The sequence below is a fragment of the Vibrio crassostreae genome, assembly GCF_024347415.1.
In the GTDB taxonomy this organism is placed as follows: Bacteria; Pseudomonadota; Gammaproteobacteria; order Enterobacterales; family Vibrionaceae; genus Vibrio; species Vibrio crassostreae.
Window position 1 is genome coordinate 71825 of record NZ_AP025478.1, and the last position, 13602, is coordinate 85426.

The window sequence follows — 13602 nt, forward strand, 5'->3', positions numbered from 1 at the left end:
ATCCGGATGGTATGGCTTAGCAGGGCGAGGGTTTTTAGTGCTGTCAATATTGCAGCCTAAAAAGAGCAGTATGGCGCTGTGAGAGGCTTTCTTCTTAATTTCATTAAATGGTCACGGTTCTTATTCAGCCGCTTAAGCTTGCTGCTTTACAAAATGAATGGCCCCTTGAATACTAAGATTAGCGTTTCGATTTATCAGCGTCAGAGGGTAATTCAAACTCAAGGAACATAAATTAGTATTACTTCGAGGTGTTTCTCTTCTTACGCTGTTAGCCTAGAAAAACACATGGGTTACTAGAAGAGAAAAGGACGGATATGACACTTCCTATTTTTCACTCAAACAACGTTCCACATTCTCAGTCGGATTATTTATCTGAGCTCTGGAGGAAGATTGAAAAAAATGAACGGCGTAATCAAAGGGCTGAGCTCAAGGTCAATCAGCTTTTTTCTGAATACAAAGATAAACTGACTCCCCATGATAAAAAGCTCGACCATCTTCACTGTGCCTGGGTTAAGCACTTGATGTCATTTTTGACCTCAAAAAAACTCAAAACCAATATCCGCAATCGCTTGATGCAAGCGATTGAACAGGAGTTAATTGACTTGCTTGATCGCCCTTTTATCAATGATAGAGACAAAGTCGAGGCGTTGTGCGAAGAGTATGAAACCTATCATAATAAAGTATTTCAGAAAGAGAAACAGCAAGCGCTCAATGCAGCTTGTCGAGAATTTGAAAACGGCATGAAGGAGATGTTCGGCGCTGATATTGATTTACCCCACAAAAAAATCCGTGAAATTCTGGCTTCTGGTGATCCATTCGCCATTGAAGCTTTTATCAGTGCCTTATGGGCCTCTTTTGTTAAACATAATAACGACTCGTTTTCACCACGGGCCCAAAATGAGGACGATTGGGACGATTTTGAATTCGATTATTTTGAGAGTGAAGACGACGACTCGCTTAACATCAAAGAAATGTTCCGAGGTACTCAACTCAACAAAATGTACAAACGCATTGCGAGTGTTATCCATCCAGATAAAGAGTCTGACCCGTTAAAGAAAGAAAATAAACATAGTTTAATGCAGAAACTGGCGGTGGCCAAACGAGAGAATGATGTGATGACCTTAGTCCGAATGCTGACAGAATATGTCCCCGACTCTGATTACCTTCTTGATGAAACGACTCTTATGAGAATGGGTCATTTGCTCGAAATGAAGCTTTTAAATAATCTAGCTCTATCAGAGACTATTTTTTACAGACAGCCCTAATGCAATTATTTCTTTCTATTGTTGCTGGGTTAATTTTGGTCAACAACCATTAAAGTCCGGTGCGCAGCGACCTAAACGAAATTCAATATACGTACGTAACCGAATTTCATTAGTAATGATATGTCAACTCTAAATATTAATTATGGATAAAACAACATGAGCAGGGAGCTCCTTTATGAACAGATTTTATATATTACTAATTAATTACATTTACAACTCAAATAAATAACAGATTAAAATCATCAAGGCTCCTTATGAAAAATCGTACGATTGGCATCATTGGTATTGGCCCTCGAGGACTAAGCGTTTTAGAGCGTATAATCGCCCTCTCAATAGATACCCCTCATCAACCATTAGAGATAACGGTATTTGACCCAAACCTTCCAGGTTCTGGATGTCATGATGTCAAACAACCGAATCATTTACTTGTAAATACCGTCAGCTCTCAAATAACTATGTTCGCCGATGAAAGTGTGAGTGAAGCTAAAAATGTAATTTCAGGACCTACTTTTTATCAATGGTTGTGCGAAAGGCCCAAAGATGAGTTAACTCCTAAAACAATCTCGCCGAACGAATACTATTCTCGTGCTCTGTTTGGTGAGTATCTAAATTGGGTATTTCACTACCTTGTTGAGATGTCCTTTTCACATATCACGATCAACTATGTACCTTCTGAAGTTATTGATATCAACAAGTTGGATGATCATTCTTGGAATTTGCTTGATGACCGAAGCATCATCACCAATGTTGAATATCTCTACTTAACTACAGGGCATACGAAAGCCAAATATATAAATCCTGATACTGCCCAAGAAATTTTTAATCCATACCCAATAAAAGAAAAACTAAAAAATATCTCTTCAAATCAAACTGTCGCTCTCCAAGGGCTCGGATTGACGGCTTGCGACATTCTGGCAGAGTTGTCGATTGGACGTGGTGGAGAGTTCATCCGTCCTCAAAGAGGTAGCCTTCAATATTTACCTTCTGGAAATGAGCCCAAAATCATCGCATATTCACGTTCTGGTCTGCCTTTGTCCGGGAGAGCAGAAAACCAAAAAGGCACCTCTGAGCAGTACCATGCTAAGTTTCTAACACCTACGAAGGTAGCTAACCTTAGAGAGCGAGGGGACGTCAATTTTATAAAAGACATACTGCCTTTGCTTATAAAAGATATGGAGTATGCGTACTACGAAAGCTACCTAAGCCAAAAAAAAGGGCTTATTGCGGCGCAAAAATTCTGTAACCAGTTTCTATACTCACAAACGAATGAACAGAAAGTTCTAGTAGCTAAAACCATTGCGATTGAAGATAGGTTTAGTTGGGAGAAACTCGCAGCACCAGTCCCAAGCTACGCGCTTGAATCTCCAGAAGTCTATATTGCTTGGCTAATAGATTACCTTGAGGCCGATATTAAAGAAGCTAAAAAAGGGAACCTCAATAGCCCAATAAAATCTGCTAGCGACGTATTACGTGACTTAAGAGACATAATTCGAGATGTTATCGACTTTAAAGGCCTGACGGAAAAATCACATCGGTGGGTTGATTCTGTGTTTATACCTTTGATGAACCGGCTCGCCGTCGGTCCACCAAAAGAAAGAATAGAAGAGATGGTCGCTTTGCTAAAAAGTGGTGTACTCAAGTTAAATCTTGGCCCCTCGCCAGAAGTAATGAATTGTTCGAATACAAACTCGATAACTCTCAAATCAACGGTCTGGCCTGAACTACAAGAACAAGCCGACATAAAAATTCATGCCAATATCTCTATGCACAGCCCGGAAGACGATGGGACTGAGCTTTGGAAAAACCTTTTAGCTAATCAATATACAAGACTTTACTTCAATGGAGATTATCACCCCGGTGGTATTGATGTAACACCGAACATGAATGTGATCGATGCAAGCGGAATCGAGCAAAATAACATTTGGGCGTTGGGTATTCCAACAGAAGGCAATAAATTTTACACCTTTATCGTACCTAGACCTGGTGTTAACTCTACGGCAATTATCGATGCAGGTCGGTCGGTCAGCTCCCTATTTAAACAGTTGTCTTAGGCTCAGGCTCAAGATGAACAATATGTCACAAGTTAAACTATTAAACCGCACCTCTTTCGCAGGGCTAGCAGCAATATTAGTCGGGAATGGCATTGGACGCTTTGCCTACATAGCCTTAATACCAGTGCTTATTCAGAGCAGTTGGTTCTCAAGCGAAGAGGCCTCCATTCTTGGCGCAGCAACGCTCATTGGTTATATCTTAGGGGCCCCTGCTTCAAGTTTTTTACAGAGGTATTATTTAATGGGCACACTCATACGTGCCTCTCTGTTATTAAGTAGCTTTAGCTACCTTGGTTGTGCTTTGAAATCTGCTCCCTTTGAATGGTTTTTGATATTGAGAACCATCGCTGGAGTCTCGGGAGCCGCTCTTATGGTGCTAGTCCCACCAATGATTGTTAGCCTTCACCCCCAAGAGATGAAAACAAGAATCAGTGGTGTAGTATTTTCAGGAATTGGTCTTGGTGCGATGATTTCAGGAACATTCATACCTCTACTTAGCTCTCTAAGTGTCGAAAGCGCATGGTTGGGTATGGGAGCGATCGCTTTCCTCGCCACTGTCTTAACATGGAACACATGGCCTCTCGAGGTTAAACCAAATCACTGTGCTAAAAGCCCATCAACGTTTACTGCCTTATCTAAGTATGAGCGCGTCAGTATTAGCTGCGTACTTTTGGCTTATGCCTTTAACGCTATTGGTTATTTACCTCATTCTCTCTTTTGGGTCGACTATATTGTTCGTGAGCTAGGAATGAGTTTGAGGAGTGGTGGCTTTTACTGGGCAATGTTTGGCATCGGTGCTGCTGTTGGACCAGTAATTACCGGTATATTAGGTGATAAGTTCGGACTTAAAAAAGCACTATTGGTGGCATTTTCGTGTAAAGCAATAGGGGTAGCACTCCCCTTGCTAAGTACAAATAAGATTGCACTTTTTGCTTCATCTATACTCGTTGGTATGTTTACCCCTGGCACCGTAACACTCGTATCAACTTACACCTTAGAAATAGTTGGAACACAGCTCCATACGAAATCTTGGGGGGCAATGACAATGGCTTTTGCTATATCGCAAGGCGTAGGTGCCGTTGTGATGGCTTATTACGCCCCACAACTCACCAGCTATAACGCCCTATTTATAATCAGTGCGAGTGCCCTCATTTTATCGATAGTCTGCATTGCATTTACATCAACCAAAAAGCAATCATAAACACGCTCAAACGAGTTGTTGCTCATGAAACTCTCCCCCATTTCCCTCTAGAGCTGGACGACCTTGACATACGTCAGACGTGATAAATTTTATCGCTCTTAGTCTTAGTCTTCTATCACGGCAGACGGCAAAGCGTACGCTCCTTTCTGTATCACCTTTTCAGCATAATCAAAGCCAACCCTAAATCGAAAAACCCCAACTGGGTTAATCGACTTGGCTCCCAGTTTAGAGAAAGCTTTCCCAGCTTTGGTTCGAAAAGAAGAAATCTGCGGATTGGTAGTGATACTGACCCGATTGTGACTGATGTCTTCCTCTGGGATAGAACCGGGGGCCTCTCCCACCAAGTAGTGGGCTCGCCCATCTGCGCTGTATTGGACTCGCCCTGAAGGAGCCTCTGTCGCGGTTCTCCTGCGGAGCTTATCACCGCTTGTCGCGTATCGATATTCGAGCGATACTGGTAAGGTGATATTACCGTCGGCTTCGAAGAACATGGTTGGGCGCTTGTCCAATCCCTGAAAAGCCGTCTCTACCGCTTCGGTGAGATCTGACATAGCATGACACAGCGTCACTGGGTCTCTTTCGGCTATCACTCCCACCACAAAACCTACAGCGCATCCAGCCACTGCAGAGACGATATCGCCGGCCAACCAAGCCGCAAAATCGTCCTTATCCTTGGTCGCAATTTCAACCACATAACTCCCAGAGGCGGGCGCCGCTTTTAATGATAGCTCCGGTTTGAAAGTAGTGCCCGGCGTCTTACCTCTCATCAGTTTTTGCGTTTTCCACAAATTCAGTCTTGCTACCAGGCTGCCGGTGAATTTTTTGTAATAGATATCGTGTGAGCCCATGTAGCGCCAGTCGGTACTGTTGACCGACGTGAGCTGAAATGGCAGCTTACCACCATGCTTTCTCACCAGCATTGGCAGCAGATCAAAGCCAGCTTGTGATGCCTTCGCGTCTTTAAACTGTGGCATACTCCCACTGACCACCTTCAATGCATCTCGGAAAGCAATCGACATCCACATCGTCGGCATATTACAGTCCGTGTCTGTATCGGTTTTGCAGTAGCCATTAGCCGATTTTTTCCATGGATTGCCTTTCAGCGCCGGGCTTGGGGCATTGATAATCACTTCCAGCTCAAACACGTCAACCAACCCCCTGAGATCCTGACTAGTCACATCCAGACCTAAGCGCAATAGCCAGGAAAATTTGCCATCACCACTAATGTGCTCATTGACGGTGTAGTAGTCCGGCCAGCCTTCCAGTGTCGCAAAGCTGTTGTCAGAAAATTGTATTGTCTGTTTGTCGACATTCGGATGCTGAGGTAAGTCAGCCAGCAAGGATGGTAACGTAGCGGTATGAAGCGATGGGTCAATCATAACCGCATCCCTGAAACGTGCGCCAGCATCTCCCGGTGACTCACAATGACTGACGTTGACCTCAAAAATTTTACACCGCCACCAATTGACTAGATGACCCAATTCTTCGAAATAGAATTTATAGAAATCCGCACTGTTGCGTGACACCAGATCAGAGTTAATAACGATCATCGCGTGTTGCTCGGTAAAGACCAGACCGGCGGGACGCTTGCCTATGGCTGTAGAATCCACCCAATAGGGTTGGCGCTGCTGATAGTACGCTGGGTCGGCAATGACTTTATACAGTTCATTGGTGACCTGCTCGCGTGTCCATGATGTATAATCAGGGTTGGATTTAGCCACTTCTTCATATCCTGTTCCAAAGGAATGATTGAAAATGGTCGCCAGTTTTGTGGCGAAGAGGCTGCCGCCACTCGCATACTCAATCTCAGTCAAAGAACTGGCATCAAAGACCGTCGGGTGGGCCAAAAACGAGGTGTAGTTGCTATTCTGAGGCGTAAACTTTTGCTGGACATTGACTTCCTGCTCACTGTCGCCTTGCCAGAAGTCATAGTTGATACGTTGAGCTTGGGAACGCCAAGCCACCAGGTTTTCATAGTCAGACTGGATAAGGTTTACTTCACCCGATTTATCTCGCCACAGGCCCGCTTGACGAATGCTCTCAATCACCTCATCGCCTAAATCATTGATGGCATCGGAGACAACGTCTTGTAAGCCTTCGCCAATGGTCGAGTCGTTGCTTAAATCAGTCAGCACGTCAGTCAGAAACTTTATTTCCTTTTGGTTTAACGCCCCTGGTTCAGTGGTAAGCTCGACCACCCCTTCAACTGCTTCTCCCACCGGACCCGCTAACCCCAATAACATGCTTCTGAGATTTTTCGCGGATGGGTGGCGAGCATAATCGACAATGTGTTTGATTTCCGGACCAACCAGTGGCAGAGCTTCAAGCGTCTTCAACAGAATATGATCCGGGCTGGCTTCATTAAGGTACTTCGTCATTGCAGCCTGATAATCCGTTTTGGCTTGTTGCGCGCTTTTATCGTAGCCCGCTTTAAGTGTTTTAAGGTCATCTAAGGTCTTACTTTCTTCCAAGAGTAGACCCGCAAAATGGGTTCCATCATTATTTGCCCAAGTTTCATGCAATTTATGCCAACGACTCCCACGCGCCAGTTGCACTTTTTCCCGGGAGGATTCTAAAAGCGCTTCATACTCTTGTTGGAGCTCGTCGAGTGCATCTCGTAAATCATCATACTCATCGGAAGTGACGCTGCATGCTATCGCCATCCACCATATCCACGACCACCCGCATTCATCCTTCTTTTCACGTTCTTTCCTGTCGACACGTTCTTGTAAGGGCGCGATGCGCGGTAGGTAAATGTCTTTAATCCTTTGTGCTTCATAGGCTTCCATCGTCGTGAAAAGGGTCTCCATGTTGCTCAATGTAGCGTCGATGTTGGCTTGCACCGTCTGGTGGCGGAATGTTTGTCCCAGTGAGGCCGCTTTGGCACACCAATGCCCGGGTATATCGGTTAAGGTCTGATGGCAAGTGACGGGCTGAGCACGACGGACAATGTCCGGATAGTCATTAATATTGCGTCCTTCCTCAAACCACTCGCCGCCAAGGAAAGTCCAAATTTTCCTATCGCCAGTCGAAAGTCGATGGACTGACCCGTTGGGTAAATAGACGGTCACTGGTGACTCCGTCAAGCTCACATCCACTATGACACGCTTGCCTTGCTCGATAGGTGAATGATGTGTGTAAGTATCACCCGCCCTTGCACCAGGTGGGATGAGTTGTGCTTCTCCGTTAGATTCTACTTGTAAATAAGAAGCTGAATGGTTTGAGACGGAATAGGTAATCGTCTGTTCCGAGGCTTCGGGCAGCACTAGACTCGCCAAGGTTCCTGTCCCTTGAAGGTTCCCATCGAATTTAAGAATTAATTGATTAATGTTGCTAAGATATTCCGCAATCAGATTAGTATTGGCCCCCATCTCTTGCAAGATGAAAGGATTAGTAATCTCATTCTGCTGGGTGTAATCAAGCGGAGTGATACAGCGTTCTCCATCAATAGAATAACATTGGGGCTTCCCTTGCAAGCTGTCCGAATACCAAGAATTGAGCTCCGATGAATTACCCGCAAACCATTTAAACTCGTTGTTTTTGGCCACATGGCATGAGTCGTCGATGCTTTCATAGCCAGTAAAACCTAATACGTTTTCATGGTTCTGCACTGCTGGGCGGGTAACAAAATCGTCGCTACTCCCACACTCAAGAATGGTCAGATGCTCGTAATTTAGCTCGTGGGTTGGCACATCAATGGTTGTTGTCCCGTCGTAGGTTAATAAACCAATCCGTTTTGAAGTCGGCATAACTGCATACAGAAAACCCTCGCCAGCCTGACTGAGTGCTCTTTTTATTTTTAACTGAGGAAAATTTTCAGAAAAATCACCACTTGGAGGGGCACTTTCTAACCGGGGGTAATTAAATCTGAGGCCATCAATAAGCCAGCCATCAGACCAGAATGATATGCTGATTAAATCTTGCTGGATCTCGTGTTCATATTTGGTAGTGGTGAAGGCATAATCGGTACTGCCAAAGGAATTCACCTCCCCGTTTTGATAGTGAAATTCGATTTTTACTATCGTCGGCTTTTCAGCACTTCCCCAGTAAAAATGGCCACTATATATGCTCATCTTAATTAAACCAGCTGTGTCTAACGGCGAAATGACGCCACTCTCACCACCGATCCGGTAGATGCTTTCGTCAGATTCATAGGTGTAAACAAATCCGTCGATCGCGGCTCCGTGGCGAATTGACAACTCATTGAGCTTGCTCATCTCAATATTGACAGCGTATTTGGCATCAGTTCTGCCAAATTCATAATGGGAAAAACTTTCGTTCGAAGGCTGAAACGCTGATGAAATAGTGCTGAATACCAAAAAAAATATACCCAGTAGTCCGTGAAACGTCTTTGTTCCTAAGAAAAATATACGTTCAATAACCATATTCTTACCCAATAGAAGAGCGATTGACATCATTCTGTTGAGAATAGGAGAGCGAATAAATAAAGAGACATAATTTATATATAATTAGGAATTCACCTTATAAATCTTAATTCATTCGTAAGCATCTTCGAATCGAATCCTTGACTTCCTAATATCGACACAAAGGCCGCCAAAGAAGGTGGTCTCTGTCGTTTTGAGCGGTTATTCATTTAAAGGCGCAAGTCAAACGGCTGAAATTCTTACCAGAGGAGAGCGAGGTGGTAAGCGATAACCCAACTTAATAAGACTTGGGATCTCAACCAAAAAGATTTAGAACACAAAGATTTCCAAATTTTTGGTGAGGTAGTTTGGTCAGGACAGAAAATGTAAGAGTAAGGAACCCCTAGAAAAACGTCAAAAGACTTCCAAAAAAAGAAAAAAGCACTTACTCATAGATTATGCAGAGAGAAAGCAATGGTATATTAATCAATTATAAACAACCTACTCTCGTGGATTTGATACTAAGATGAATAAACGACTTGTATGGCCAGCCAAACTGCAGCTAACGCGTCGAGGAAAAATTTCAAATTGTCTCACCTAACATCTGTCAGAATAAATGGTGAAATGAGAAAACGGTTTCACATCTCGAGAAGGGACTCAACAGTAAGAAATCTGGTTTGAAGAAAGACTGAGAGAGGGGTGGGAGGTACGTGCTGAGACATTAATGCTTGAATAAGAAAGAATATTTGATGGTGGGCGACTAGGAAGAAGATAACGAAAAAATCCTTCGGTCATCACAGTTGCTCGTCGTTAGCACGCCTCTGCCCAAACAGATTAACACCGATGAAGAATTCCCCTGAATTCAGTCCTAACCCACCCTTTTCTAATAGGGTTAAAAAGTGATCAGCTTTCCATTTTTATAATTTATTTTTTGAGGTCAAGTATTTTTCTAGAAACCAACATTAATTAAACCGCATAATAACATTTCATAACTCAACACTATTCATTGGATTTATAACTATAAAGAGTTAAGCATGAGATCCAGACACCCTTGGTTAAACCGCTTATTCAGTCCCCACCCTCAATGGGTCTATAAGACTGGTGTTATGTTATTGGCCCTGTTGTTTAGCTTATTGGCTTCATTAGCAACCAGTCTTTATCAAGTTCATAATGAAATTAAGCATGACGTCGACTACCTCGATCAAATCGTTTCTGTTGCGATTAAATATGGGCTTGAAAAACCCATTCTTTCTGAAGCCAGCGTCGCTAGCGGTGAATGCTCCACTGACACTATAGAGCAGTTAGAGAAGCTTTATGTGTCGCATCTACTTATGTCGATACCCATCGTTAATCTTGATAAGCAGAAACCTTATACCTATTGCTCTCCTTTCGGCGTTGAGCAATTTGAACAACGTAATTTTAAGAACTTACTCAGTACACAATTAAAAGGGGAAATGTGGCGTTTAGCGATTTATTCTCTCTCCACAACCCCAAAACATCCCCCCTATTTATACGGTTCGAATGGACAATATGGCTTCCTCTTTCCATTACGCACGGAATACCTTTTTCTTGAAAATGATTTAGACCATCAACGCTCTATTCGTTTATCTTTACCAAAAGAAAATTACACTATCCTTGAAATAGGCAGTTTGCCCAATGCTGATCGCCTGTACTCGAACTCAGTTGCTTCAAACTATCTTCCTCTTACCTTTGAATCCTCCGTCTCTGCCTCACGAGTGCTTTCGAAGTTTAAGCAAAACTTGTGGCCGGTCACCACTTTACTCTTTATGATTTCACTCACCATTCTTTGGTTATGTGTTTCCTATTGGCACGCAAAAAAAGAAATTGCTCTTCAAAAAGCGGTTCGAGACGCCCAGTTTTTCCCCTATTATCAACCCATTGTAGACGCACAAACAGGTAAAATGCTCGGTGTCGAAGCTTTACTCCGATGGCTTCCCTCTGATGGCCGCGTCATAGAACCAAGCAAGTTCATCCATTATCTAGAGCAAAGTGGGGATATCATTCCAACAACAGAAAATCTCATTACAACCATTTACCGCGACTTATCGTCTTTGATGAGTCAAAACGCTGAGTTTTATTGCAGTGTCAACATCACTCCTCTGCACCTACAAAATGACGATTTTTACCACTATTTAAAGCGGTTTCAGCACGACTACTCAAAACTGACGCTTGAATTGACAGAACGCCAACCGATTGAAAATTTGGCGTTTGCCAGTCAGCGCCTCGCCTTACTCAAAACATTAGGACTTAAAATAAGCCTTGATGATGCAGGTACCGGTTATGGCGGAAACTCCTATTTGCATTATTTCGATATTGACACTATCAAAATAGACAAAATGTTTACACGCTCCATTGATGAAGGAAAATCCGCTGTTCTCGATGGGTATATTAAAATGGCTAAGCAGTTAGAAATGAATCTAGTAGCGGAAGGGGTTGAAAATAAGCTTGAAGCTAACGGGCTTTTATTAAGAGGCGTCTTTCAACATCAAGGTTACTATTACGCTAAACCTATGTCGATTGAAGATCTCCATCGCTGGGCTTTAGATTATGGTTATACTCACGAGCGGGTTAGTGAGGCGCTCAGCTAAAAACATCACGTCACAGAGCTGCCTCTTCAACAACGAGAATAGGATGTTTCTAGGGCCCGTGACTTAGCCTATTGGAGCCCAGAAAATGAACATGTCGAAAGTAAAGAATATAACCAAACTCTTTGCTAATTTGTGGTATTAATTAATTATAAAGTGGTCAACTAAGGCCCCTCACCTTCATTTCGATTCATACTGACTACGTTGGTCCGCTTGTAGATTTGTTCGTGCAATGTGACTAGTTGAAAAATCCAAGATTCAGCCCCCCAAAAAGGAATTACGTTGTTTAGCTAAGGTTATCGGAGGAGGAGTGAAAGAAGATAAGTAAAAGGTAATCAACCATGCTGTGAGTCAGATACTTGGAAGAGCGCTGTCGGCTCATGCGAATAAGCGGAACGGCATTGGAGCATCAATATAACACCAGAAGAGCTTTGATTTTTGCTAATGTCTTCAGATTCTATTTGAGAATTACCTTCATCCCATCTCTATAATTTATTAAATTAATTACAATCCATGACAGAGCTAATGGTTTAGCATTTTCAGATGTTTTTATTGATATTTTAAAAGCGGTATAAACTTTATTTGGAGGAAAAGGCCGTGAAGAAAATACCCCATGCATCTTTAATGTTTTTGCTGTTATTTTTTGTTAATTCACAATCGTATGCCTGTATCAACTACAAAAATACACCTTCAGCACGTATTGGGAGTAACTATGACGATAATAGTACTTTGAAGATAAACATAAGAGGACAAGAATAACGAGACACACATTGGTTAAATATAACCTATTTAAAATCTCTCTGCTCTTCACCAGTTAGTTTGGCTAAGTTTTCAAAGCTAACTCTGGTTGCTTTACTTAAGACCCGCTCGATTCGTGCGCGAGCTACATGAAAAGTGTGCCAACATTACTCCTCTCAGGAGTGCGGATGGAGTGGAGAAGAAAGTTCTAGCAATTCCAAAAGCTAAGGGATGAACAATGATTCTTAATTATAAAAAGAAAAAAATCTCTATTAATTCATTACTTTGGGTTATTTTGTTATCCGCATGTAGTGAAAGCGCCAGCACAACCTCAACAGATTCAACTGGCAGCGAGGACAATGCAGAAAATGTTCTTCCCCTCCCCGAGCCCGTTACATACAGTTCTGACGGGTTCTTTTTAAGTGATCATGCTCTACTATGGATGCTAGTTGATACTAAACGCGATAAAGAAGGAATCATTATTGGACTTTTTCGCTGGGATAGTTTTTATGTCACAGACAGTCATTCATGGGAAAATGAGCAATCATTGACTACACAGGGATTGACATACGAAACAACAGATTGGCAAGGGAGCAGATTGTTTGATTATGGTTCTAACTTGATGTCTAACATTACATTTTTTGATGACTTTAAAGAAGTCTCCATCACCGCTCGTACACAGTACTATGTGTTTAATGAATCATTCACCAATAAAACACCAGCGCTTATAGAACTGTCCGAAGTTACAGGAACACATACAAATTCTGATGATGGTTCAACTTGGTATTTACAAGAAGACGGGTATTTTATTTTCAATGGAGAATGCACAATCAGCGGCATTGCATCGAAATCTGATTTTTACTATAACGTCGTTAATGTTGAAGCAACAAGTTGTTCCGACCTAACTAAAAATGGTGCTGATTATAATGGGATCGTAGTTGCCTTCAATTATAAAGGTAAAAGATACCTCAATGGTTTATTCAAGAATAGTTCAGCGATTCTGCAAGCAAATGTAACCGTAAACTAAATTTTCTCCCATATACGAAGACAACTTGTCAGGTGAGCTGAACAACTACATTCACTGCACATCGTAGTCACTAACTGGAAGCAAGGCAATCAAGCACACTAAACTAGTTGTTCTTGAATATCGGCACCTGTGTATATGTGTGTAGCTCCTACGATATTGCCTTTCTTTAAGATGTCAGAGCATATCAGCCCAAAAATTTTGAGAAGCATTGGATTGATGTCGTACGTATAAGTAATCGTGCTTTACAAAAAAGTCGTCAAGCAAAGGCACGATGTTGATGTTTACTCTTGATATATATAAGATCCTAGTTTGGCAAATGAGCGTACTTACTGCCTCCAAGAGCCTTGACG

At 42.5% G+C, this 13602-nt stretch carries 6 protein-coding genes; 5 read left to right on the forward strand and 1 reads right to left on the reverse strand.

The window, feature by feature from the left end:
- The first annotated feature begins 314 nt into the window (after positions 1 to 314).
- The 3 genes from OC193_RS24645 to OC193_RS24655 all read left to right on the forward strand — a co-directional run bounded on the left by OC193_RS24645 (position 315) and on the right by OC193_RS24655 (position 4517).
- Positions 315 to 1265: a hypothetical protein gene (locus OC193_RS24645; protein WP_207895004.1), complete on the forward strand. Its 951-nt coding sequence runs from the start codon at positions 315 to 317 to the stop codon at positions 1263 to 1265.
- Between the two features lie 254 nt (positions 1266 to 1519).
- Positions 1520 to 3316 carry an FAD/NAD(P)-binding protein gene (locus OC193_RS24650; protein WP_048660704.1) on the forward strand — a complete coding sequence of 599 codons (1797 nt, stop codon included), beginning with the start codon at positions 1520 to 1522 and terminating at the stop codon, positions 3314 to 3316.
- Positions 3317 to 3338: 22 nt separating this feature from the next.
- Entirely contained in the window at positions 3339 to 4517 is a 1179-nt protein-coding gene (locus tag OC193_RS24655; RefSeq protein WP_048660703.1) for a YbfB/YjiJ family MFS transporter, read from the forward strand.
- A gap of 104 nt (positions 4518 to 4621) precedes the next feature.
- On the opposite strand, the gene OC193_RS24660 is transcribed toward OC193_RS24655, so the two are convergent.
- Complete coding sequence (locus tag OC193_RS24660) at positions 4622 to 8902, reverse strand: beta-prism lectin domain-containing protein (protein WP_162200895.1); 4281 nt, start codon at positions 8900 to 8902, stop codon at positions 4622 to 4624.
- Between the two features lie 1085 nt (positions 8903 to 9987).
- On the opposite strand from OC193_RS24660, the gene OC193_RS24665 reads away from it, so the two are divergent.
- Together OC193_RS24665 and OC193_RS24670 are read left to right on the forward strand one after the other, a co-directional pair.
- Complete coding sequence (locus OC193_RS24665) at positions 9988 to 11490, forward strand: EAL domain-containing protein (protein ID WP_182796496.1); 1503 nt, start codon at positions 9988 to 9990, stop codon at positions 11488 to 11490.
- Between the two features lie 973 nt (positions 11491 to 12463).
- Positions 12464 to 13252 (forward strand): hypothetical protein, encoded by a 789-nt coding sequence (locus OC193_RS24670; protein WP_048660699.1) that lies wholly within the window; start codon positions 12464 to 12466, stop codon positions 13250 to 13252.
- Positions 13253 to 13602: the final 350 nt, after the last annotated feature.